Consider the following 24,163-nt stretch of genomic DNA (forward strand, 5'->3'; position numbering starts at 1 on the left):
TTGCCGCCGCAACCGAAGTCGCGGCGGCCGGGAAGGACTTACTTGTACTGCTCGAGGTCGGCGGCTGCCTTGGTGAGGGCGGCGGCAGGCTCGGCAGTGCCGGTCACGACGGACTGGACCATTTCGATCATGACGTTCTGGAAACCGACATAGTCGGTCAGCAGCGGCTCGGGACCACCGAATTCGATGCCGTCGATGAACGGCTTCCAATGGGGAGTGCTGGCGACGAGGGCATCGACTTCTGCGGACGGGCGCAGCGGGGTGAGGCCGCCTTCGGACAGCTCGTACTTAAGCTGGTTCTCCGGCGAGGTCAGGAACTTGCCGAACTCGATAGCCTTTTCTTCCTGGCCGGTGCCTTTGAACACCGCCAGCGAGTCGGTGATCAGCAGCGTGCCGGGGCCCTTGGCCTCGGGGCCGACCGGCAGCGGGGCAACACCCCAGTTGATACCGGCTTCGGTGCCGCGGCCGGCGCAGCTTACCGAGCAGTGCATCATGGCCAGGCCGCCATCGAGCCAGATGGCGCGGACTTCGTTCTGTTCGTAGGCGGTCGGGCCTTCCTCGGAATAGGGCACGATATCCTTGAAGGCAGTCAGGGCAGCCAGGTTCTGCGGGCTGTCGAGCACGATATTGCCGTCTGCGTCGATGACCTGACCGCCATTGGTGTAAACCCAGTGCAGGAACCAGTGCACGGTGCCGTCGAAGGTCTTGGCGATCATGCCGAAGCCGGCAGCGTCGGTGTTCTCAGTGATCTGCTTGGCGAAGGCGATCTCTTCTTCCCAGGTCTTGGGCGGGGTTTCCGGATCGAGACCGGCGGCCTTGAACAGGTCCTTGTTCCAGAAGAAGGCCTTGGTGGAGAAGGCGACCGGAATGCCCCACTGGGTGCCGTCGAAAGTCACGGTCTCGGGCACGTAGTTATAGTAGCCGGCCTTCTCTTCATCGGTCATCGGCACTGGGACGATGAGGTCGTTGAGGGCGAACTGCTTGAGGGTACGCGAACCGACATAGGCAATATCCACCGGCGTGCCGGCGACAGCCAGGGTGGTCACCTTGTCCTGGCACTGGCCCCAGCCGACCAGTTCGGTCGCGACGGGGTAATCAGGATTGGCGGCGTTCCACTCTTCGAAGAGTGCGGTGTAAACGGGTGTCACCGTGTCACCGCAGAGGAGGAGATTGATCTCTTCGGCGGCGGCGACGCCGGCGAAGCTTGTGGTGCCCGAAAGAGCAACCAGCGACGCCAGAATAAGGCCTTTGGTCTTGTTCATTCGTAGTCTCCCTTGTTGCACGCCCTGGGGCGCCCTGCCCGGACCGGCCCCCCAAGGACCGGCCAGGAAACTTGTCACTGCTTGATCGCCCCAGCGGTGAGACCGGCGACGAGGTATCGCTGCAGGAACACGATGATGATCATGACCGGCAGGATTCCGACGAAACTGGCTGCCATCAGCTCGTTCCACTGCACCTCCTGCTTGCCGAAAAAGCCGAAGAGGCCGATCGGAAGCGGCATGTACTCAGTCTTGGAGTTGAAGGTCAGCGCGAAGATGAACTGCTGCGCATAGGCGCCGATGAACGTCATAATCGAGACCACCACGATGCCCGGCATGGCGAGCGGCAGGATGACACGGCGCATGGTGTAGAGCCGCGAGGCGCCGTCGACCCAGGCCGCTTCGTCGAGCTCGCGCGGAATGCGGAGCAGGTAGGTGCGCAGCAGCCAGATCGATGATGGGATGAGGAACGCGGCGCCAGGAATGATCTGCGCCCAGTACGTGTTGAGCAGCCCGATCGTCCGCATCAGGCGGAATAGCGGGATCAGCAGCACGGCGCCCGAGAACATGTTGACCGCAAGGAAGGCCGCAAGCAGCACACCGCTCGCCGGGAAGGAGAAGCGGGCGAAAGCATAGGCGGCCGGCACCGCGACGATGACCACGATGGCGGTCTCGATGGTCGAGATCAGCAGCGAATTGAAGATGTACCGCGCGAGGCCCGGGACGCTCGTCCACATGTTGATGTAGGCGTCGAACGAGCCGTTCTTGGGGATGATGCTGTAGGGCGTCGAGAACAGCTGGGCCAGCGGCTTCAGCGAAACGAGGAAGCCCTCGATGAATGGCGCAAGCACGAAGAAGAGAAACACCGCGATGCCTGCATAGAGGCCCACCATCTCGTACCAGCGGTAGCGATCGATCATGGGTCGCGCCGCTGCGACGCGTACGCGGCGAGCCCTGGTGGCGGAAGCAGTGGCAGCGGGTGCCTCGGGAGCGGCGGCGGCGCGCGACAGGTCGGTCATTGCGCGGCTCCCTGCGAGAGGCGCCGTACAGCGCGGAAATAGACGAGGCAGAAGATCGATACAAAGATGCAGATCATCACCGCCCGGGCCGCGCCTTCGCCGTACTTGGACGAGCGGATACCGGTCTGGAACGTATCGATGATCATGGTCGTGGTGCTGCCGGACGGCCCGCCCTGCGTCAGGATCCAGATGATGTCGAACGAGTTGAACGTCGCGATCAGCGAGAGCAGCGACATGGTGAGCATCGCCGGCAGGATCAGCGGAAGGGTGATGCGGCGGAACCGATAGAAGCGCCCGGCCCCGTCGGCCCAGGCGGCTTCGTAGAGGTCCTTGGGAACCGACTGGATGGCGGCGAGCAGGTAGATGGTCACGATCGGAACGCCGATCCAGACGTCAGTGACGATGGTCGACCAGAATGCCGGAGTCGGATAGCCGAGGAAGGCGTATGGGCCGTCGGTGATGCCGAAGTTCTGGAGCAATCCGGAGATCATTCCGAACTGGCCATTGTACATCCAGCCCCACATGTAGATGCCGATGGCCATCGGCACGACCCATGGCGGCATGGTGAGGATGCGGAAGATGGCCTGGCCGGGGATCGTGGCATTGAGCAGCACCGCGCCGCAGGTGCCGATGATCATCTTCAGGCCGACCGAGCAGATCGTCCACACGATGGTGCGGATGATGATTTCGGTGAACCGGGAGTTGGCGAATATCTTCTGGTAGTTGGCCCAGCCGACCCAATCGACCTTGGGCCTGAGCGCCGCGTTGGTGAACGACAGGATGACCGTGTCGACCAGTGGATAGGCGACGATGAACAGGATGTAAGCGACGGCGGGCAGGAGCAGCAGGAGGGCGAAATAAACGGCGCTTCGGTTTGCGGTCATCGCCCTGTCCTCAGTTCGCTCGCCGGAGGGCGGAGTCGAATTGCTGCCAGATCGGCGTCATGTCGATGACGGAGCGGGTTTTTCGCGCCTCATCCATGGTGAGCGCCAGGAGCCCGGCCTCAAGCGCATCGACGACCGAAACCGGCAGGGGCGCTCCGTCGTAGAGGTGCGCGCAGATATCGCGCGCCATCTGCTCGTCGGCGCCGTAGTGCACCGACAGTTCAGTGCCCGTGTAGGTGGTGTCGATCAGGCGATTTGACGTGCGCGAGTCCGTCACCTTGAAGTAGTTGCGGACGAAATCGCCTTCCGCCTGCCCCTTGGCGCCGATCACGGCGAAACGCCGAAAATCGTCGGGGACGCTCAGGTTGGTATGGAACGACAGCACGGAGCCGTTTTCGTACTCGACCATGGCGGTCTGGAAATCGATGATGTCGCCATCGCTGTCGAACACCTTGTCCGAGCCCATCCAGCCGCTGGGTTTGCGGTGATAGACCTCGAGGTCGTTGATCCCGTGGGACTCCGGGGCATTCTCGGGGATGAAGATCTTGCGCCCGCCGAAGCTCACGACGTTCTTGGGGCGATGACCGATCACGCCGTTGTAAAGGTCGAGGTCGTGGCAGCACTTCTCGAGCATGAAGCTGCCCGAGTAGCGCTCGTAGCGCCGCCAATCGCGCATGAAGAAGGCGCCGTGATAGGGCGGGATGTGTTCCGAAGCCTCGATCGAGACAACCTCACCCAGCAGCCCATCGGCCTGTGCCTGCCGGAGGTCCTTGTAGAGCGGCGCATAACGCAGCACGAGCCCGACCATCAGATTGTCCGAGCCGTGCTTGGCGATCAGCCCTGCAAGCTCCAGCGTCTCGTCGACGGTGGTGACCACCGGCTTCTCGGTGAACACCTTGAGCCCGCGCTCCATGCCCATGCGGATGTGCTCGAGGTGCAGGTGATTGGGCGAACCGACCATCAACAGGTCGAGCTGCTCGGCATCGAGCATCGCGTCAAGCGACGGGTACGGCTTGCCGACCGGGATACCATGCTGCTGCGTGTAGGGAAGGCCGGCAGGTGCGGGGTCGACATAGCCCACTACGGAGAAATCGGCGTGCTCGGCGGTAAACACCCGCGCCAGATAGGCCAGCCGATAACCGAGGCCAACAATTCCGACCCTCATGGACTGCCCGTGCCCCCACCGACTGACCGTCCCACCGCTTGGAACAGCTGTAAACCATTTTCATGGTGACCAGAAACGCGACCACATGTCAACACGGTGACGACCCACTTTCAATACCAATCTAGACCGTCGCGAATGCTCCAGATTCTGCGCGTTTTGAGCCCTTCCAGCCTTGGAATTAGGCAGAATGTTTGTTCCATTCGATGTCAAACGGGGTTTAGCTCTATCGAATTGGTATGCATGTGGACTTACCTCTTGACGACGCGAACCAAGTCGCCGATGAAAATCAATGACATCGGGGGGCGTCGGCTGATGGGCTCCGTATACAAGGCTGGAGCGAATGGCACCTCTCTCCCAAACTCGCGTGACCATGCTCGTCTTTTTCCTGCAACCGATTGCCTTCGGCAGTTGGCTGCCGCGCATCCCCGACGTGCAGCAAGCACTGGGCCTCGGTCCGGCCGGCCTCGCCATGGTGCTGCTCGGGCTGCCCGCCGGTACGCTGCTCACCCTGCCCTTCGCTGGCCCGCTCGTCGGCCGCATCGGCGCCCGGGCCGCCATCATCTTCGGCTTCATGCTCTATGCCATCGCCGTCAGCCTTCCTGGCTTGGCCACAAACCCGGTGCTGCTGTTCGTCGCGCTGATGCTCTGCGGCTCGACGATCTCCTTTGTCGAGCTTGGGCTCAACGTCGAAGCCGACAAGGTCGAGAAAGCGACAGGCCGCCTCATCATGAACAAGGCGCACGGCTTCTGGTCGCTCGGCATCATGACCGGCAGCATCATCGGCTCCGCCCTCGCCGCGGCCGGCGTTGAGGCCCGCTGGGCCATCCTTGATGTCGCCGCCGTCACGCTCGTCGTCGGGCCGCTGGTCGGCCGGCTGGTGCCGGACTACGGCCCCGACAGCGCGGCATCTGTGCCCGGAGTGAAGCCGCCGGTCGGCTTCCGCCTGCCGGACTGGGCCCTCCTCGGCATCTGCCTTTTCGTCTTCGGCGTCACCATGACCGAGGGCGCCATGGCCGACTGGTCCGCTGTGTTCCTGCGCGACGTGCTCGGCGTCGGCAGCGAAGCCGGCATCGGCTACGCGGTCTTCGCGCTGTTCGTTGCAGCGGGCCGGTTCTGGGGCGATTGGGCCAAGTCACGGCTCGGCGCCGTCGTGCTCGCCCGCGCAAGCGTGGTTTTTGCCATCGTGGGCATCGGCGTTCTGACGCTGGCCCCAAGCCTGCCCTTCGCGCTCTTCGGCCTCGCGATCGTCGGCCTGGGCGCTTCGGTGGGGTTCCCGCTCGCCGTCACCGCTGCAGCTGATCTTGATCCGGCCCGCTCGTCGACCAGCGTCGCGACCCTCTCTTTCATCGCGCTCCTCGGCTTCCTCGTCGGCCCGCCGCTCATCGGCTTCATCGGCCAGCACGTCGACCTGCGCTTCGGCATCGCGGCGCTGCTGCCTATCCTCCTCGTGAGCCTCGCCCTCTCCGGCCGCCTTACCCGCAAGGCCGCCGAACCGCACCTCCTCGCACAAGGAGAAGCCTGATGCGTATCGCCGTCGGCGGTGTTCACACCGAGTGCAGCACCTACAATCCGGTCCTCGTCCACGAAGCGGAGTTCCGCATCCTGCGCGGCGCGAACCTCACCGACGATGCCTATTTCTCCTTCCTGGGCGACTACCCGGCCGAATTCGTCCCAACCCTCCATGCCCGAGCCATCGCCGGCGGCCCGGTCGAACGCGGGACTTATGAGGCTTTCAAGGCCGAGATCCTCTCCGGCATCGCTGCAGCCGGCCCGCTCGATGGCGTCTACCTCGCAATGCACGGCGCCATGTATGTCGAGGGCATGGAAGACGCCGAGGGCGACTTCATCACCGCCGTCCGGGCCCTAGTCGGCCCCGAGATCCCGATATCGGCGAGCTACGACCTCCACGGCAATGTCAGCCAGGCCATCATCGACGCGCTCGACATGTTCTCCACCTACCGCACCGCACCGCATATCGACGTCGAAGCGACCATGCGCCGCGCGGTCACCATGCTGGTGCGCAGCCTGCAAACCGGCGTCCGCCCGGTGATCGCCTGGGCTCCGGTCCCCGTCGTCCTTCCCGGCGAGCGCACCAGCACGGAAGACGAACCCGCCCGGAGCCTCTATGCCCAGCTCCCCTCGATCGATGCGGCCGAAGCCATCTGGGACGCCTCTCTGATGGTGGGCTATGTCTGGGCCGATGAGCCCCGCGCCACCGCCGCCGCCATCATGACCGGCACCGACCTGCCGGCACTCGAGCGCGCCGCCGAAGCCCTCGCGCAGGACTATTGGAGCGCCCGCGACCAGTTCGTCTTCGGCACCCGCACCGGCACTATCGAAGAATGCGTGGCGCTCGCCATCGCCGCGAAGACCGGCCCCGCTATCATCGCCGAATCGGGCGACAACCCGACCGGCGGCGGCGTGGGCGACCGCGCCGACGTCCTCGCCGAACTGCTCCGCCAGGGCGCCGACGGCGTCGTCTTCGCCGGCATCGCCGATCGGCTGGCGACCGCTCTCGCCTATGCCGCGGGCATCGGCGCCAGCCTGTCGCTCGACATCGGCGGCAGCCTCGATCCCGCCAGCGCCCCCGTACGCGTCCAGGCCGAAGTCGTCTTCCTCCTCGATGTCGGCGAAGAACGCCTGCGCGAAGCCGTGCTGCGCATCGGCGGTATCAAGCTGGTGGTTACGGCCCGCCGCCGGCCGTTCCACAACATCGCCGATTTCACCCGGCTCGGCCTCGCCCCCGGGGCGGCGAAGATCCTCGTGGTCAAGTCCGGCTATCTCTCGCCGGAGCTGGCACCGATCGCCAACCCCAGCCTCATGGCCCTCTCCCCCGGCGTCGTCGACCAGTTCGTCGAACGCCTGCCACGCCTGCGCAAGGTGCGCCCCACCTATCCTTTCGACACCGGCTTCGATTGGGCGCCGAGCGCCGTCGCCTCGGCCCGGGCAGCTCGCGTCCGATGACAGCGTTGGTCGAAATCGCCGTCGAAGGTGCCGATGGGCTCGTCGCCGCGCAGAACGCAGGCGCAGATCGGGTCGAACTGTGCGCCGGCCTCCTCGAAGGCGGGCTGACCCCGAGCATGGGCATGGTGCGCGCCGCCCAGGACGTGGCCCGGATCCCGTTCTTCGTCATGGTCCGGCCGCGCGGCGGCGATTTTCTCTATTCCGATATCGAGTTCGCCGCGATGCTCGCCGACGTTGCGATGCTCAAGTCCATGGGCGTCGCGGGGATCGTCATCGGCTGCCTCACCGCCGAGGGAACGATCGACGAGGCCCGCACCCGCGCCCTCGTCGAAGCCGCGCGTCCCATGCAGGTCACCAACCACCGCGCCTTCGACATGACCCGCGATTATGAGGAATCGATCGAGGCCCTGGTCCGCTGCGGAGTGGACCGTGTGATGACCGGCGGCCGGCACAAAATGGCCACCGAGGGCATCGACACGCTGGCCCGGACCGTGGCCGCCGCCCGTGGCCGCATCCGCGTCATCGCCTGCGGCGGCCTCAACCGCAGCAATATCGCCGAGGTCTATCGGCGTACCCAGGCCGACGAATTCCATTTCGCAGCGCCCCGCGTCGTCGACAGCCCCATGCGCTTCCGCAACCCCGCCATCGGCATGGGCCGCACCGCAATCGAGCGGGAGTTCTCGCTGACGATCACCGACGAAGCATCGGTGCGCGCCACGATAGCCTCGTTAGGCGGATCGTAGGGGCAAACACTCTGACCATCTTGTCAGGCAGGACGTTGTGCTCGGCTTGGAACAACGCGCGGTGATGTTCGTCCAGCACGGTCCGAAGGGCTCGGGCTAAGCTGTTGGATTTGCTGGGCCACATCGTGCTGTGCTAGCGTGTGACAAGCCGGGTTCGGCGCCAGTTGACGCCGCAAATTGCTGAAATCGTTTAGGTAGAATGGTGCTGCAAGAGAGGATTGAACTCTCGACCTCTCCCTTACCAAGGGAGTGCTCTACCACTGAGCTACTGCAGCATTACGCTGGCGGTCCGGGCGAGGGGCCCGGCGGCGTGGCGCGGTTACTGCCACAGGGTGCCGGGTCGCGCAAGGCAAAAAAGCTGCAAAGCGGATACAGGCAAATCAGCCGCCCTCTGCTAGAAGAAACTTGCGCCAGAAGGCCAAATGGGCCCGGCGCAGGCGGTGGCGGAGTGCCGATGGCGCAGGAAACGCGCGAGCAAAGATTAGCCGCAAAGCTCCGCGAAAACCTCAAGCGGCGCAAGCAACAGGCGCGGGCGAGGTCGGCGGGTCAGCCGGCAACGGGCGGTAAACCACAATCTGATACTGAACAGCCGGACAATGATGGCGGGCAGCCTTCGTTGAAGCCGGAACGGCAATCGGATAGCTAGGGCACGGGCCGTTGCGGCCCAGAGTCGGGAACAAAATTCATGGATCGCATTCGGCTGGTTGGCGGCAACGAACTCGTTGGCGAGATTCCGATTTCGGGCGCCAAGAACGCGGCGCTGCCGCTGATGATCGCCTCGCTCCTTACCAAGGATCCTCTGATCCTGGAGAACGTGCCGCGCCTCGCGGACGTGACGCAGCTCGAGAAGATCCTCGAGAATCACGGTGTCGATGTTGCCGTGCACGGCCGCAAGGCGCCGACGCTCGATGGCCAGCGGATGACGCTCGAAGCCGCCGAGATCGTCGATACCACGGCTCCATACGAGCTGGTTTCGACCATGCGCGCGAGCTTCTGGGTGATCGGGCCGCTCTTGGCGCGGGCGCATGAGGCGCGGGTGTCGCTGCCGGGCGGCTGCGCCATCGGCACGCGGCCGGTCGACCTATTCCTCTACGGCCTCAAGGAACTGGGCGCCGAGATCGAGATCGACGAAGGCTATGTCGTCGCCAAGGCGCCGAAGGGCGGGTTGCGCGGCGGGCATGTGGTGTTCCCCAAGGTCACGGTCGGCGCGACGCATGTGCTGATGATGGCGGCGACGCTCGCTCGCGGCACTACCGTGATCGAGAATGCCGCGATGGAGCCCGAGATCACCGACGTTGCCGAGTGCCTCGTGAAGATGGGCGCCAAGATTTCCGGCATCGGCACGCGCACCCTCACTATCGAGGGTGTCGATGAGCTGCATGGCGCGACGCATACCGTCGTCGCCGATCGTATCGAGACGGGCACCTATGCCATGGCAACCGCGATGGCCGGTGGCAATGTGCTGCTGAAGAACGCGCACCCCAAGCACCTGCAGGCAGCGCTCGATACGCTAAGCGCAGCCGGCGTGCGGATCACGCCCGAAGAGGGTGGCATCCGGGTCTATCGCAACGGCAACGGCATCCAGGCGGTGGACGTCGAAACCCAGCCTTTCCCGGGCTTCCCGACGGACCTGCAGGCCCAGTTCATGGCGCTGATGACCATGGCCAACGGCACCTCGACCATCCGCGAGACGATCTTCGAGAACCGCTACATGCATGTGGCTGAACTCGCCCGCTTCGGCGCCGACATCAAGGTCGACGGCCAGGTGGCGACGGTTACCGGCGTCGGCCAGCTGAAGGGCGCGCAGGTGATGGCGACGGACCTCCGCGCCTCGGTGTCGCTGGTGATCGCCGGGCTCGCGGCGCGGGGCGAGACCATGGTGAACCGCATCTACCACCTCGACCGGGGTTTCGAGCGGCTCGAGGACAAGCTGTCCGCGGTTGGCGCAGAGATCGAACGCGTCACGGGCTGACGGCAACAAGCCGGGTGATGCGGTGCAAGCCGCATTGCCCCCTGCCCCTCAAACTTGTAGATCGGGGTCCGGGCTCCCACTTTCGTGGGTAAATCCAACGTACTCGGACCCTCACATCCATGACCGATCTCAAGCTTATCGCGCTTGACAGCGAAGACCTCGACGTCATCTCCGCCACCACGCAGGACGCGATCGTGCGGGTGGGCGACATGGGCTTCGCCAAGGCCGACAAGCGCTTTGCGCTATTGATGAACCGCTACGCCTGGGAAGCCGGCTCGGCCGGCAAGACCGGGGTGCGGAAGCGCGCGGCGCTGCATTTCGACCATGTGATTTCGGCCAAGGTCGCGGGGATCGACACCAATGCGGTCGACGGGGCGCTCGAGCTCCTGACCATTCGCTTTGCCGAGACGGAAGCTCCGTCGGGGCATGTCGAGCTCGCCTTTGCCGGCGGCGGTACGGTGCGGCTCGAGGTCGAGGTGCTGGAAGCGCGGCTGGCTGATCTAGGCTCGGCCTGGGCGGCCAAGGCCAAGCCCGAGCACGCGTCGTAAATGCCGGTTCGTCTCGACAGCCGGGATGCCGGTTTCGCCCGCGATTTCGAAACCCTGCTCAACTCCAAGCGCGAAGTCTCCGAGGAGGTCGGGGTCGCCGTCGCCTCCATTCTCTCTGCCGTGCGCACGCGCGGCGACGAAGCCGTGATCGAATACACAGAGCGCTTCGACAAGCTGCCGCTTACTGCAGCAACGCTGGCTTTCTCCAGCGACGAGATCGAGGCCGCCGACGCCGCCATCTCCGGCGAGGTGAGGGCCGCGCTCCAGTTCGCGCACGACCGCATCGTCGCCCATCACGAAAAGCAAAAGCCCCTCGATCACGTCTATCAGGATGCTCTCGGCGTCACCCTCGGCACCATCTGGACGCCGATGGAAGCCGTCGGCATCTATGTGCCCGGCGGCACCGCCAACTATCCCTCTAGCGTGCTGATGGGGGCGATACCCGCGCGCATCGCCGGCGTCGACCGCATCGCGCTGACCGTGCCGTCTCCCGGCGGGGTCGTCAGTACGGCAGTGCTCGCCGCCGCCAAGATGGCCGGCGTTACGGAGGTCTACCGTCTCGGCGGAGCACAGGCCATCGCGGCGTTGGCCTACGGCACCCAGACCATCAAGCCGGTGAGCAAGATCATCGGCCCCGGCAATGCCTATGTCGCTGCCGCCAAGCGCCAGGTGTTCGGCACCGTCGGCATCGACTCAATCGCCGGCCCTTCCGAAGTGCTTGTTATCGCCGATAGCTCGGCCAATCCGGCCTGGGTGGCGGCTGACCTCTTGGCGCAGGCCGAGCATGGTGGCGGGGCGCAGTCGATCCTCGTGACGACCGACCATCGGCTGGCCGACCTCGTCGAGGACGAGGTGTGGCGCCAGATCGAGTTGCTGCCACGGGCCGAGATCACGCGCGCGGGGTGGGAAGAATTCGGGGCGGTGATCACGGTCGCCTCGCTCGCCGAGGCGGTGGAACTGGCGAACCGGATCGCGTCGGAACATGTCGAGCTCGCACTCGATGATCCCCAGGCGTTGCTCCCCAAAATCCGCAATGCTGGTGCGATCTTTCTCGGACATCACACGCCCGAAGCGATCGGCGACTATGTCGGAGGCTCCAACCACGTACTGCCGACCGCCCGGTCGGCGCGTTATGCTTCGGGGCTGGGAGTGATCGATTTCATGAAGCGGACGTCGGTGCTTGGGTGCGATCCGTCCTCGCTGGCCGCACTGGCGCCGGCAGCGGTGACGCTGGCCGAGACGGAGGGCCTCGAGGCGCATGGGCGCTCCGTATCGATAAGGCTCAATCGGTAGCGATGACGCTCTCAGCGCGACTGTTCGATCCCAAGACCGATCACCTCGTCGCCGTTACGCTCGACCCCAACACCATCACCTCGACCAACCCGGACGAGGTGCATGAGTGGCGGATCGCCATCTTCGACCTCGTCGAGGAGAACGTGTTCAAGCCGGCACGCGTGAAGGCCACCGGCCCGTACGCGCTGCACGTCTCGATCACCGGCAACTACATCCTGCTCGATGTGCGCAACCCGGATACCTACGAGCCGATCGCGGCGCACTACCTGTCGCTCACCCCGTTCCGGCGGCTGATCCGCGACTATTTCCGCATCCGCGAGAGCTACTACGACGCGATCAAGACGGGCTCGTCGAACCAGATCGAAACCGTCGACATGGCGCGGCGCGGCCTCCACAACGAAGCGGCGGAGCTGCTGCGCACCCGGCTCGACAACAAGCTCGAGATGGACCTCAACACGGCGCGCAGGCTGTTCACGCTGATCTGCGCGGTGCAGCCGTTCGCGAGCCGGATCGACGAGCGCGAATCGAACCTGCCGACGGTGCTCTTCGTCTGCTCGATGAACTCCGTGCGCTCGCCCATTGCCGCGGCGCTGGCGCGGCGGCTGTTTCCCGGCCGGCTGATCGTGCGGTCGGCGGGGGTGCGTTCGGGCAAGGCCGACGGCTTCGTCGAGGAGGTGATGGAGGAGATCGGCATCGACATGAGCGTGCACACGCCGCACACCATGGACGAGCTGGTGGCCAACCATTTCGACCTCGTCATCACGCTCTCGGGCGATGCACCGGAGGCGGTGGAGCGGCGCGGCCTCGAGACAGGCGCGGTCGAACACTGGCCGATGCCCGACCCCACCGAGACGGAAGGCAATCGCGAGGCGGTGCTGAGCGCCTACCGCACGCTGCGCGATACGCTGCAGCAGCGCGTGCGCGAGCGGCTCGACAAGCTGGTGGCCGGCGCGCCGAAGGCGGCTTAGGCGGCTGGAAACTGCGCCGGCACGTCACCATATGTTTCGCACTGCCCGTTTTTGCGGGTGGTTCACAAAGCGAGCGGCTTCAAGTATAGCTGCCGCCCAATCCAGCCCCCGACATTGTCAGTAGCGTGTTTCGTGGGGCCGTCTCAGGAGAGAGAATGGCTAAGGAAGAAGTGCTCGAGTTTCCGGGCGTGGTGACAGAACTGCTGCCAAACGCGACCTTTCGCGTGAAGCTCGAAAACGAGCACGAGATCATCGCCCACACCGCCGGGCGCATGCGCAAGAACCGCATCCGCGTTCTCGCCGGCGACAAGGTGCTGTGCGAAATGACGCCCTACGATCTGACCAAGGGCCGGATCACCTACCGCTTCAAGTAAGGGCAAAGATGGCCAGCCGTCCCGAGCTTATCCTCGCGTCCGCTTCTCCGCGGCGGTTGGCGCTCCTCAACCAGATCGGGATCGAACCCGAGCACCTGGTTCCTGCCCATATCGACGAAACGCCGGAAAAGAACGAGCTGCCGCGCAAGCTCGCGCAGCGCCTTGCCGACCAGAAGGCGATCGCGGCGCAGCACAAGGCGCGCACCTCGGGCATTGCCGGCAACGCGCTTGTCCTGGCGGCCGATACCGTGGTCGCTGTCGGGCGCCGCGTACTGCCCAAGGCCGAGACCATGGAGGAGGCGTCCGAGTGCCTTCGCACGCTCTCGGGCCGGTCGCACCGCGTGTTCACCGCGGTGACCATGCTCACCACCTCCGGCGCCATGCGGAAGCGCCTCGTCGAAACGCGCATCCGCTTCAAGCGGCTGTCGGCGCGTGAGATCGAGAGCTACCTCGCCAGCGCCGAGTGGCGCGACAAGGCCGGCGGCTATGCCATCCAGGGGATCGCCGGGGCGTTCGTGCTGAAGCTCCAGGGCTCCTATTCCGCCGTGGTCGGGCTACCGCTCAACGAGACGGTGTCGCTGCTCGCCGGCGAGGGCTACCCGGTCCACTTCAACTGGCTCAACCAGTCGAGCCTGTCGGCGGTCTGAGACCTCATGACCGCAGAGATCATCAAGCTCAAGAAGACGGTGCCCTGCCCGATCTGCGGCAAACCCTCGAGCCAGCAGTTCCACCCGTTCTGCTCAGCGCGCTGCCAGGATATCGACCTCAACCGCTGGCTTTCGGGCGGCTATGTCATCCCCGCGCGGGATGACGAGGAGGAAGCCAAGCTGCCGGATGCGGACACCGGCGACGAAGACGAGTAGGTCAGCGCAGCCGGCCTGATCCGCCCTCGACAGCCGGCGCTGCCTTCGGGCAAACTGGGATCAAACCAGGGGTGCTGCGGGCTCGCGAGGGCCGCGTTCCACCTGCCTTCCACAACCTTCGCCGCTACCGCCAAAAGCGCTTGCGAACCCCGGCAATGCCCCCTATAAACCGCCCGACTTCAGCGCCCTCGGGCGCCACGGTTGCCCGGGTAGCTCAGTTGGTAGAGCAGCGGATTGAAAATCCGCGTGTCACTGGTTCGATTCCGGTCCCGGGCACCACTTCTTGCAAATATTACGAAGTATTTCAGCGCATTAGCAGGCGACCACTGCAACTGGTCCACCTTTTAGTCCACCCTGCAGCCGTTCTGCTGAATGCCTAGGGCGAGATTGCGGTCTGAGCCACGCGGTGGTCTCGAGACCGTCGGCGTCTTCCGTATTGATCTTCATGTAGGGTGGGCGTTCGCCGCTGTGCAGCTCATATCCTTGTCAACGCCTGTGGAACGCTGATTTGTCTTAGCCACTTTAATCGACCCAAAGAGGTTCGATGATGACGATCGGATTCACCTCAAGCTTGCCCCCGAAAACCGTGCCAGGTCCGGTATCTCCCGCGTCCTCGGCTCCCGAAATCCTAAGTCCCGCCGAGCTGGAGCTGCTAAGGCGCAGCTCCAACGAGGCGATCGATCTCGGGCTAGAGCTTTACGGTCAGAAGAAAACCCGGGGACGAGGAAGATGATGGCCTGACTGTGATCGCCACAGCACTCAAGAATGCGCTTTCCACTACAATTCCGTTCATGCCATCAATCGGGCCGATTTAGGGGGAAGCGCGTGAGCACTCGTTCTGGCATTAGAGACAATCGCGACAGGGGCGAGGTCCACGAGTTCATTAGCGATCGCGCGGTTGCCGGCAGTCAGCTTTCAGTTGTTTCGGCCTACTTCACAGCCTTCGCCTACGATCGCCTCCGAGTGACGCTGGACCAGGTCTCGCAGTTGCGCTTCCTTTTTGGCGAGCCAAGGTTCCTGAAGGATGCAGACAATGCGGGTCTGGTGCCGCCTGCGTTCTCGCTTGGCGAGTCTGGGCTGCGACTTACCGATCAGGTCCGTCACCGGGCGGCGGCACTTCGCTGCGCACAATGGATCAGAGATCGTGTTGAGATTCGCTCGGTCAAACGCGCAGGGCTGCTTCACGGCAAACTGATACATGTGAACGATGGCCGGCGCGAACACGCCTTGGTCGGCAGCTCGAACTTCACGATCAACGGACTCGGGTTGGGCAATTCATCCAACATCGAGCTCAACCTGATTGTCGATAGCGATCGCGACCGAGCAGACCTACTGACCTGGTTCGACGAATTGTGGAGTGACACGAGCCTAACCGAAGATGTCCGGCAAGAAGTGCTGCGTACGCTGGAGGCCAATTATTCTCATGCGGCGCCGGAGTTCGTTTATTTCAAGACGCTACTCCACCTATTTGGCGACTTCCTGATCGAGCAAGCAGCCGAGGAAGCGCTGATCCAGCAGACGGCGTTCGAGCAGACGGCTATCTGGCGCACACTGTTCGATTTCCAGCGCGATGGTCTTCGCGCAGTGCTTGCCAAGATCGAGAAGCATGGCGGATGCGTCCTCGCCGACAGCGTTGGCTTGGGAAAGACCTTCACCGCCCTTGCCGTGATCAAGTGGTTCGAGAAACGCAATAAGAACGTGCTGGTGCTTTGCCCGAAGAAGCTGCGCGAGAACTGGACGGACTATCTCGCCGCCAACAACAGCGAGATGAACCCGCTGCGCGAGGACAGGTTTGGCTACACTGTTCTGTCTCACACGGACCTTTCGCGCGAGCGAGGGAAGGTTGGTGACGTCGACCTCGCGCGGATCGAATGGGGGAACTACGATCTAGTCGTCATCGACGAGTCCCACAATTTCCGAAGCGCGTCGCGAAACAAGAGCGCCGGGGGGCGGCGGAGCCGCTACGAACGACTGATGGACGATGTCATCAAAGCGGGGCTCAAGACGAAAGTCCTGCTGCTCTCGGCCACTCCAGTGAACAACGACCTAAGTGACCTCAAGGCCCAGCTGGACCTAATCTCGGCCGACAACGGCCACGGGTTCGCCGAGCTAGGTGTCCCGAACTTGGGTGCGTTAATTGGCAGTTCGCGCCGTCATTTTGCTGATTGGGCAAAAAGCGGAAGTCGCAACGCAGGCGAGCTACTGACTAAGCTGCCAGCAGCCCTTTTCGGCCTGCTGGATGGTGTTACGATCGCGCGCTCGCGCAAACATGTTGAGCGGCACTATGCCGCCTCAATGGAGAAGATCGGCGGCTTCCCCAAGCGAGCGATCCCAGAGTCTATTTTCGCAAGTATCGACAGTGAACGCGGCTTCCCAGCGTTTGAGGATGTTGATGGCGCGATCAGCAAGCTGGAGCTTGCGCTCTACAACCCGCTGACCTTCGTACTGCCAAAGTATCGCGCGCAGTACGATAAGGGCGGAAATTTCGATCAGGCCAATCGCGAAAAGTACCTGATCGCAATGATGAAGGTCGGCTTCCTCAAGCGACTGGAAAGTTCGGTAAGTTCGTTCCGCCTGACGATGGACCGGATGGTTTCCCGGATCGACCAGCGGCTCCACGACATCGAGAGCTTCGATACGACAGCAGTGATCGATGCGCCGGTCCCCGACGAGATCGAAGTGGACGAGGAGTTGGAAGAAGCCTTTGAGGTTGGTGGTGCGCTTAAATACAACCTAACCCATATCGACCGGGCTGCTTGGAGGGCAGCACTGACGCGCGACCGAGAGCGAATCTCCGCTCTTGCGCTCGAAGCGCGGAAGGTCACGCCCGATCGTGATGCCAAACTTGATCGGATCAAGGACATTATCCGCGCCAAGGCAACCGAGCCGACCACCAATCGCGACGGCGAGACCAATCGCAAAATCATCTTGTTCACAGCCTTCACCGACACAGCGCGCTACCTCTATGACGAGTTGCTCCCCCTAGCGCGCGAATGTGGGCTTGAGGCCGCACTCGTGACAGGCGACGGCTGCAAAACGACCCTCGGCCGCCCCCGCTTTCAAGATGTGCTGGTGAACTTCGCGCCGCGCGCCAAGCGCCGCTCGTCAATGCGCGGCGCCGAGATCAGCGGTGAGATCGACCTTCTCATCGCAACAGATTGCATTTCCGAGGGACAAAATCTTCAGGATGCTGATCTGCTGGTGAATGTGGACATCCACTGGAACCCAGTTCGCCTGATTCAGCGCTTCGGGCGGATCGACCGGATCGGCAGCCGAAACACCTCGATTCGCATGGTCAACTTCTGGCCGACCGAGGATCTCAACAAGTACCTGCGTCTCAAGGATCGCGTGGAAGCGCGAATGGCGCTGGTCGATCTCTCGGCAACCGGCGAAGATGATCTACTCAACACGCGCGTCGGGGCCGAGAGCGACGCACGTTGGCGTGACGAACAGTTGCTCCGCCTGAAAAACGAAGTCTTCGACCTTGAGGACGCTGGCGGCGGCGTATCACTGTCTGATTTCGCGCTGGATGATTTTCGCGCCGACCTGCTCGGCTTCGCTCGCACACATGAGCAGGCGCTGCACGACGCGCCACTAGGGCTTCATGCGATCGTCCCCAATGAGTGCGAGGGCACTAGGGTAGATCCCGGCGTGATCTTCTGTTTGAGGCGACGCCCGCCCGATCCCAACCCGGAACAGGCCAAGATCAACCCCCTTGATCCATTCTATCTTGTTTATGTGAGAGATGACGGAACGGTGCGGATCGGCTTCGGCCAACCCAAACCCATTCTAGAAGCCTGGCGTGCGCTGAGCCTGGGGCATACGGAGCCCTTCGAAGCGCTGTGCAATATCTTCGACGACGAGACTGAACAGGGCGAGAATATGGAGCGATATGACGCTCTGATCGCGACCGCGGTCACATCCGTTGGTGCAACCACAGCTTCGCGGACTCTCTCCTCGCTAGCCGGCATGCGTAGCACCAAAGTTCCGGATGAGGCGTCACAGGCGCGGGCCAACTCCGAGTATGACCTGATCACTTGGCTGATTATCCGACCGGCAGCCGCGACCTCATGAGTGACACTGCCGCCATAGACAGAGCCCTCCGCGCGTTTGCCAATCAGCCGCTCGAGCTGGCCGGGCGCGGCCTGCTCGATGCGCTCGGCTACCGCAGTCCTAAAACTATCGCGCTGGATGGTAGCCCGGAGACTTTCGCCCGGGAGATCGACCAGGACGGCAGGCTGGAGCGCCGTGAAGCACATTTCGACCTCTGGCGCGAAATCCGCTTCCTCTTCCAGCTCACCAACGATGAAATCCCGATGTTGGGTCGAAATCAGAGCGCCATCGATCTGGGCGAGCGGTACGGGCGCTCGATCGTCGACAGCTTCGTCTTCCTCGCCATCCGGTTGGATGGCGAGGAGTGGAAGCGTGCCCAGCTCGCGGGCATTACTAGGGCCGTCAACGCGTTGTTCCCGATGCCCGTCATCATCCTGTTTCGCTACGGGACCTGCGTGTCTCTTGCTGCGAGCGAGCGTCGCCAGAACAAGCGCGATGCTGGCCGGGACGTGCAGACGGGGCGGATTTCGATCATCCTCAACATCGCGATCGCTCACCCGCATCGGGGCCATCTCAGCATCCTGGGTAAGCTGGACTATCAGGTGATGCGCCCGCGCCCGGCCAACTTTGACGAGTTATATGCGGGCTGGCAGGCCGCGCTCTCCACCAAGACGCTCAATGAGACATTCTACAAGGAACTGAGTCACTGGTTCTTTTGGGCGCGCGGCCTCGTCACCTTCCCTGAGGGCGCGGGTAGCAAGACCGAAGTGCCGCTCATTCGCTTGCTTACGCGGGTGATATTCTGCTGGTTCATAAAGGAGCGTGGGCTGATTCCGCATGCCTTGTTCCGGCTTGAGCAGATAAGGCCGCTCCTCAAGACCGATCCCGGCCTTGAGCAGGACGAGGGAAATTACTATCGCGCCGTTCTGCAGAATCTCTTCTTCGCCACGCTCAACACGGAAATGGGCGAGGGCCGCAGATGGAGAGCAAGGAATGCCGGCGGTGGGCAGGATGGGCACCATCTGATCCATAGCGTCTACCGTTACCAGGACCTGTTCGCCGATCCCGATGCTGCGCTCGAGCTGTTCCGCAAGGTGCCCTTTCTCAACGGCGGCTTGTTCGAGTGTCTCGACCGGGAATTGACGGAGCGCGACCTGGCGCGCGATCCGGGCCTCGCGAAAATCAGTGATGGCAAACGGCTGCGCGTGGATGGCTTTTCGGATCATCCAAAGAACCCGATTCATGTTCCGAACGAAATCTTCTTCGGGGGATCGCGCGAGGTCGATCTCAACGCCGTCTATGAGACAGCGGGCCGGAGCTACACCGCGCGCGGGCTGTTCACCCTGTTCGAGGACTATGTCTTCACGGTCGAAGAAAATACTTCGGTTGAAGAGGAAGTCGCGCTGGACCCCGAACTGCTCGGCAAGGTGTTCGAGAACCTGCTGGCTTCGTATAACGAGGAAACCAGCACCACAGCACGAAAGAAGTCCGGTGCCTTCTACACGCCGCGTTACGTTGTAGACTACATGGTGCGTGAAACGCTGGCGCACCAGTTCGCTGCCGTCCTGCGTCCTGATATGGCTAAGGGCGGCATGCGCCCGTCGACGGACGTGCTGGACCTTGGACCCGGTCCCGGTGAGTTGGCGCTAGAGCGGCCGGCCAGTATCGCTCGTGACGCCGGTGAGGACGTCTCCCTGGCTCGCGCGCATGCCCTGCTTGATCCCACCCTGCCCACGCCAGAGTTCTCCGAAAGGGAGCGTAGGGCGTTGATAGCGGCGATCGAGGACTTGAAGGTGCTGGATCCGGCCTGCGGGTCGGGGGCGTTTCCGATGGGGATGTTGCAAGCGCTGATGCAGGTGTTGCAGCGGCTGGATCCCGACAATGCGCGGTGGAAAGCGGTTCTGCGCGAACCCCTCGAACAACGGGCCGCAAACGCTCGCAAGTATGATGTAACTCGGCGGGAGGTTGAGTTAAGTGAGGCCGAAGACGCCTTGGCCGCATTCGACGAGGAGTTCGCCGACAACGATCTCGCAGACTATGTCCGCAAGCTGCACCTCATCGAAAAGTGCCTCTACGGATCGGACATTCAGCCGATCGCAATCCTGATTGCCAAGCTGCGCTTCTTCATCAGCATTGCGGTCGAGCAGAAGCCGCATGAAGGCCGCCGCAACCTCGGGATCAAGCCCCTGCCGAACCTCGAGACGAAGTTGGTGGCTGCCAATAGCCTGATACCACTCGAACGACCTGCGATGAGCGATCTCTTCGCAAATCCGCGTATCGACGAGCTGGAACGAGCGATCGAGGGTGCAACGCAGCGCCATTTCGGGGCGCGGACGATTGCGACCAAGCGCAAGTATCGTGACCTCATCCAGGCCTATCGCGATGAACTCTCCGGCATACTTGAAACCGAGCACTCATTGCCCCACGAGGATGCCCGACGGGCGGCCGCTTGGAACCCGTTCGACCAGAATGCCAGCGCACCCTTCTTCGATCCGCTTTGGATGTTCCAGCTTCACGATGGCTTCGACATCGTCATCGGTAACCCACCTTATGTGCGGCACGAAAAGATAACTGACCAGAAGCTTGCGCTCGAGAAAATCTACGGCGGCAAGGACAGACGCGGCGATCCGTTGGGTAGCTATGCGGGCACCGCGGACCTGCTTGTCTATTTCGTGGAGCGCGGCATCCGTCTGCTCAGGCCCGGCGGCACCTTCAGTTACATCACCTCGAACAGATGGTTCCGCGCCAAATTCGGCGAGAACCTGCGGCACTGGTTCAATGTCAATGCAAAGCTTGAGGCACTGATCGATTTTGGCGACGCCGATGTATTCGACGCAATTGCCTATCCTACAATCCTCGTCGCTACGCGACGCGACCATGTTGGCCCTAAACCAGAGGACCGGTTCCGCGCGCTCAACTGGCAGGATCTAGGAGAAGACGCGCCCATAGAAGAGTTCCCCGCTATGGTTGAGACAAACGGCTTCGACATGCCGCAGACGGCGCTGGGAAAAAGCGGCTGGCAAATCGAGCCGACCGTCAAGCGTGACCTGCTCGCCCGCATCCGCGCCTCCGGCGTGCCGCTCGGCGACTATGTCGAGGGGCGCTTCTATCGCGGCGTCCTGACTGGCTATAATGGCGCGTTCGTTATCGACGGTGCTACGCGGGCCGAACTGATCGTCGCCGATCCCAGGAGCGATGAAGTCATCAAGCCGTTCCTGCGTGGCCGCGACATCAAGCGCTGGCGTGTGGAAGCGCAGGATATGTGGCTCATCTTTACCCGGCGCGGTATCGATATTGACGCCTATCCGGCGATCAAGCGGCACCTGTCGCAGTTCAGGGGTTCTCTAGAACCAAAGCCCAGCGACTGGACAGATGGCGAGTGGCCAGGGCGAAAAGCGGGGTCGTACAGTTGGTACGAGATCCAGGACAACATTGCTTACTGGCGAGAATTCGAGTCCACCAAAATCGTCTATCCCGACATCTACGAACATCAAAGCTTCGCTTGGGACGAATCTGGCGCATACGGAGCGAACACCTGCTACTTCATCCCGACCTCAGAGCGCTGGCTGGTCGCCGTCCTCAACAGCAACCTGATCGAATGGTACTATCGCCAGGTCTCTACTGCCATGCGAGGAGGCTATCTTCGTGCCTTCTCCGAGGTGATGCAGCATGTCCCCATCGCACGCACTTCGGAAGGGCGGCAGCAAACCATCGACGCACTTGCGGCAGCCCTTTCCGTTGCTCCGAACCCTGCGCTCGAACAGCTCCTCAACGGTCTGGTCTACGAGCTCTATTTCCCCAATGACCTTCATGCGCGTGGATTGACGCTGTTCGACGCATCATCTGAGGCCAACTTGGCAGCGCTCTCCAATCTTGAGGGCGACCAGCTGGTCACCGCCGCCGAAGGCTTCGTTCGTGAACAGCTCGGTCGAGGTCGACCACTTCGCGTCATGCTCTCCGACCTTCAGACACTCGATGTGGTTAGGATTATCGAGGGAAAGGGATAGTCGGGCATGCTTCCAGATAGTCTAAAGGGCGGCGGTCTACTGGAGGCCGCGCCAGCGAGCGAGGTTGCGCCAGTGGCAGCGCCGGCAGCGGCAGCGGCAGCGGAACAAGCTAAAAGGCCGCGAATAAAGACAGTCGAGATCTGCGACTTTCGGGCCTTTCCGGGCCCAACACCGGTTGTCATCGAACTCGACGGGAAGAACCTGTTTCTATTCGGTGAGAATGGCGTGGGTAAGTCGACGATCTTCCAGGCCCTGGATGGATTGTTCGCCTATGCCCGCTCGCCCAACGATCTTGCACAAGAATTGAAAGACCAAGCCAACCGGTTCACTCCTGTAGCGGGCAAGGGCGAAGGATACGTTCGCATAGCCTACGACGACGGCAAATCGCCGGCGACATGGTCGCCTACGGGGCATCCTACAGACACCAACCCTGGCCCTGCTGACGAGCGCATCGTCAATGCTGCCCTCGCGAAGGCGATATTGGACTATCGTTCGCTGCTGCGAACGAACTACGATCATGGCGACGAAGAAATAAATCTCTTCGACATCTGCGTAGATCAGTTGTTGCGTGACTATTCGACGGTCACCGGTGAGAGGCTCGGCGAGATCTGGTTGCGGCTCGACGGGAAGCTAAGACTCGGACAGATCCGCAAGGCTCAACGTGACGAGATCGACGAGGACAGTCGCAAATTCAACGACGGCCTTGCCGAAGCCGTGGATGCGATCTTGCCGCTCATCAACCCAATCCTAAAGGGCCTTCGGTACGACGACATCCAAGTCACGAAACTTGTTCCCAAGCGGATTGCTTACAACAACGCCGCGTCAAAGGAGTCTCGTACGTATACCGATCGCTCTGTCGTTCCTGAGATAACTTTTCACGGCGAACCGGTTGATCATCCTCAGCTGTTTCTCAACGAGGCGCGACTCTCCGCGCTGGCGCTGGCAATTTACTTTGCCGGCAGAAAGCTGGCGGAGGCCCAAACCCACAACGACATGCCGCGGATCATGGTTCTAGATGATGTGCTCATCGGTCTTGATCAGGCGAACAGGGTCCCGCTACTCGATGTTCTTGCTGATCAATTTAAGGATTGGCAAATCATTATCCTAACGCACGATAGGGTCTGGTTCGATATTGCCCGGCAGTATCAACGGATCGGTCAAGCTGACAAGTTTTGGACCTACTGGCAGCTGCATCAACCTCAAGACCACACTTTCGCACCGATCGCCACTGATGTGGATTCGAGCGCGTCAGGTCAAATTCTCGCGCAAGCCCGCCGTTTCCTCAAAGAGGGTCATCTCCACGCTGCGGGAAATGCCGCTCGCTTGGCAACAGAGTTTGCTCTGCGAGAATTCTGCGCCGTCAAGAAGGTCCAGACCCCTTACGTGGCACCGCCAGAAGTACTTCCCGCGTCGAAGTTCCTCGACGCGGTCGGAAGCTTCGACACTGAAGGGCACTACTCTGCGGTCATCGATTCCATTCGGATGTACACCACGATCCTCCTCAACCCCCTCTCGCATGGAGGGACACCAGAGGTGACCCCAAGTGAAGTCACGGGTGCTATCGAGGTAGTCGACAAGTTGCTCTTCGCCCTCAAGGTCTTACCAACCGCCGAAATCAAGAAGAGAAAGGCTCAGGTAGGTTAGTGCCTGGATGTCACAACCTTGGGCCAGCACGCTACCAATGGGGTGAACGATGAAACGCACTAACGAAGCCAGGATTCAATTTTACATCCTTAAGCTGATGCAAACCAAGTCGGTCTTCTCAAATGCGCGGCTGAAAGAAGTGTTGAGCCAGGAGTTGGAACTATCGCAAGCAGACCGAGCCGGATCGATCACGCGGCCCAACGAGGCCAAGTGGGAGAACCTCGTCAACAACGCCCTCAGCCCATCTCGCAGCAACTCGCTATACAGCCAAGGTGCAGTCGAGAATTGCGGCCACGGGCTACACCGCATCACCGACAAGGGCATCCACATCCTGCACGAACAGGAACGCTGGAATGAGATGTTCGACGAGGCATTCGGTGACACGCTTGATGATTGGACGTGATCGC

Annotated in this window: 18 protein-coding genes and 2 tRNA genes; 15 read left to right on the forward strand and 5 right to left on the reverse strand. The window is 62.4% G+C overall.

Annotated features, from left to right (window positions below; all coding sequences use genetic code 11):
* Positions 1 to 38: 38 nt before the first annotated feature.
* The 4 genes from ACOYW5_RS09265 to ACOYW5_RS09280 all read right to left on the reverse strand — a co-directional run bounded on the left by ACOYW5_RS09265 (position 39) and on the right by ACOYW5_RS09280 (position 4,327).
* On the reverse strand, positions 39 to 1,262 hold the full coding sequence (locus ACOYW5_RS09265) for an ABC transporter substrate-binding protein (RefSeq protein ID WP_423068963.1): 1,224 nt from the start codon (positions 1,260 to 1,262) through the stop codon (positions 39 to 41).
* A 74-nt stretch (positions 1,263 to 1,336) separates the two neighbouring features.
* Positions 1,337 to 2,179 (reverse strand): carbohydrate ABC transporter permease, encoded by an 843-nt coding sequence (locus tag ACOYW5_RS09270; RefSeq protein ID WP_423069437.1) that lies wholly within the window; start codon positions 2,177 to 2,179, stop codon positions 1,337 to 1,339.
* A 95-nt stretch (positions 2,180 to 2,274) separates the two neighbouring features.
* Positions 2,275 to 3,162 carry a carbohydrate ABC transporter permease gene (locus ACOYW5_RS09275; protein WP_423068964.1) on the reverse strand — a complete coding sequence of 296 codons (888 nt, stop codon included), beginning with the start codon at positions 3,160 to 3,162 and terminating at the stop codon, positions 2,275 to 2,277.
* A gap of 10 nt (positions 3,163 to 3,172) precedes the next feature.
* The gene (locus ACOYW5_RS09280) at positions 3,173 to 4,327 is read right to left on the reverse strand and encodes a Gfo/Idh/MocA family protein (RefSeq protein WP_423068965.1); all 1,155 of its coding nucleotides are present in this window, start codon (positions 4,325 to 4,327) and stop codon (positions 3,173 to 3,175) included.
* 370 nt (positions 4,328 to 4,697) lie between these two features.
* Between ACOYW5_RS09280 and ACOYW5_RS09285 the strand changes: the two genes are divergently transcribed.
* Genes ACOYW5_RS09285 through ACOYW5_RS09295 form a run of 3 tightly spaced genes read left to right on the forward strand, consistent with a single transcriptional unit; the run spans position 4,698 to position 8,034 of the window.
* Entirely contained in the window at positions 4,698 to 5,849 is a 1,152-nt protein-coding gene (locus ACOYW5_RS09285) for an MFS transporter (RefSeq protein WP_423069438.1), read from the forward strand.
* Entirely contained in the window at positions 5,849 to 7,291 is a 1,443-nt protein-coding gene (locus ACOYW5_RS09290) for a M81 family metallopeptidase (protein ID WP_423068966.1), read from the forward strand. The genes ACOYW5_RS09285 and ACOYW5_RS09290 overlap by 1 nt, the downstream gene beginning before the upstream one ends.
* Positions 7,288 to 8,034, forward strand: coding sequence for a copper homeostasis protein CutC (locus ACOYW5_RS09295; RefSeq protein WP_423068967.1), 747 nt, complete (start codon positions 7,288 to 7,290; stop codon positions 8,032 to 8,034). Before ACOYW5_RS09290 ends, ACOYW5_RS09295 begins: the two co-directional genes overlap by 4 nt.
* Before the next feature lie 200 nt (positions 8,035 to 8,234).
* On the opposite strand, the gene ACOYW5_RS09300 is transcribed toward ACOYW5_RS09295, so the two are convergent.
* Positions 8,235 to 8,309: transfer RNA gene (locus ACOYW5_RS09300), tRNA-Thr, on the reverse strand.
* A gap of 410 nt (positions 8,310 to 8,719) precedes the next feature.
* On the opposite strand from ACOYW5_RS09300, the gene murA reads away from it, so the two are divergent.
* The 12 genes from murA (at position 8,720) to ACOYW5_RS09360 (ending at position 24,159) form a co-directional block, all read left to right on the forward strand.
* A complete protein-coding gene (gene murA / locus ACOYW5_RS09305; protein WP_423068968.1) occupies positions 8,720 to 10,006 on the forward strand; it encodes a UDP-N-acetylglucosamine 1-carboxyvinyltransferase in 1,287 nt (428 codons plus the stop codon).
* A gap of 119 nt (positions 10,007 to 10,125) precedes the next feature.
* Positions 10,126 to 10,554, forward strand: a complete 429-nt coding sequence (locus ACOYW5_RS09310) for a DUF2948 family protein (protein ID WP_423068969.1) — start codon at positions 10,126 to 10,128, stop codon at positions 10,552 to 10,554.
* Positions 10,555 to 11,847, forward strand: coding sequence for a histidinol dehydrogenase (gene hisD / locus ACOYW5_RS09315; protein WP_423068970.1), 1,293 nt, complete (start codon positions 10,555 to 10,557; stop codon positions 11,845 to 11,847).
* 2 nt (positions 11,848 to 11,849) lie between these two features.
* Entirely contained in the window at positions 11,850 to 12,815 is a 966-nt protein-coding gene (locus ACOYW5_RS09320) for a UPF0262 family protein (protein WP_423068971.1), read from the forward strand.
* A 155-nt stretch (positions 12,816 to 12,970) separates the two neighbouring features.
* Positions 12,971 to 13,189 (forward strand): translation initiation factor IF-1, encoded by a 219-nt coding sequence (gene infA / locus ACOYW5_RS09325; RefSeq protein ID WP_035082742.1) that lies wholly within the window; start codon positions 12,971 to 12,973, stop codon positions 13,187 to 13,189.
* A gap of 8 nt (positions 13,190 to 13,197) precedes the next feature.
* Positions 13,198 to 13,836, forward strand: coding sequence for a Maf-like protein (locus tag ACOYW5_RS09330; protein ID WP_423068972.1), 639 nt, complete (start codon positions 13,198 to 13,200; stop codon positions 13,834 to 13,836).
* A 6-nt stretch (positions 13,837 to 13,842) separates the two neighbouring features.
* Entirely contained in the window at positions 13,843 to 14,052 is a 210-nt protein-coding gene (gene yacG, locus ACOYW5_RS09335) for a DNA gyrase inhibitor YacG (protein WP_423068973.1), read from the forward strand.
* 203 nt (positions 14,053 to 14,255) lie between these two features.
* A tRNA-Phe gene (locus ACOYW5_RS09340) sits at positions 14,256 to 14,331 on the forward strand.
* Between the two features lie 546 nt (positions 14,332 to 14,877).
* Complete coding sequence (locus tag ACOYW5_RS09345) at positions 14,878 to 18,126, forward strand: helicase-related protein (protein WP_423068974.1); 3,249 nt, start codon at positions 14,878 to 14,880, stop codon at positions 18,124 to 18,126.
* Positions 18,090 to 22,112, forward strand: coding sequence for an Eco57I restriction-modification methylase domain-containing protein (locus tag ACOYW5_RS09350; RefSeq protein WP_423068975.1), 4,023 nt, complete (start codon positions 18,090 to 18,092; stop codon positions 22,110 to 22,112). The genes ACOYW5_RS09345 and ACOYW5_RS09350 overlap by 37 nt, the downstream gene beginning before the upstream one ends.
* 6 nt (positions 22,113 to 22,118) lie before the next feature.
* Positions 22,119 to 23,756, forward strand: coding sequence for an AAA family ATPase (locus tag ACOYW5_RS09355; RefSeq protein WP_423068976.1), 1,638 nt, complete (start codon positions 22,119 to 22,121; stop codon positions 23,754 to 23,756).
* A gap of 49 nt (positions 23,757 to 23,805) precedes the next feature.
* Positions 23,806 to 24,159 (forward strand): winged helix-turn-helix domain-containing protein, encoded by a 354-nt coding sequence (locus tag ACOYW5_RS09360; protein ID WP_423068977.1) that lies wholly within the window; start codon positions 23,806 to 23,808, stop codon positions 24,157 to 24,159.
* Positions 24,160 to 24,163: the final 4 nt, after the last annotated feature.

It is taken from the genome of Devosia sp. CN2-171 (assembly GCF_049354815.1).
In the GTDB taxonomy this organism is placed as follows: domain Bacteria; phylum Pseudomonadota; class Alphaproteobacteria; order Rhizobiales; family Devosiaceae; genus Devosia_A.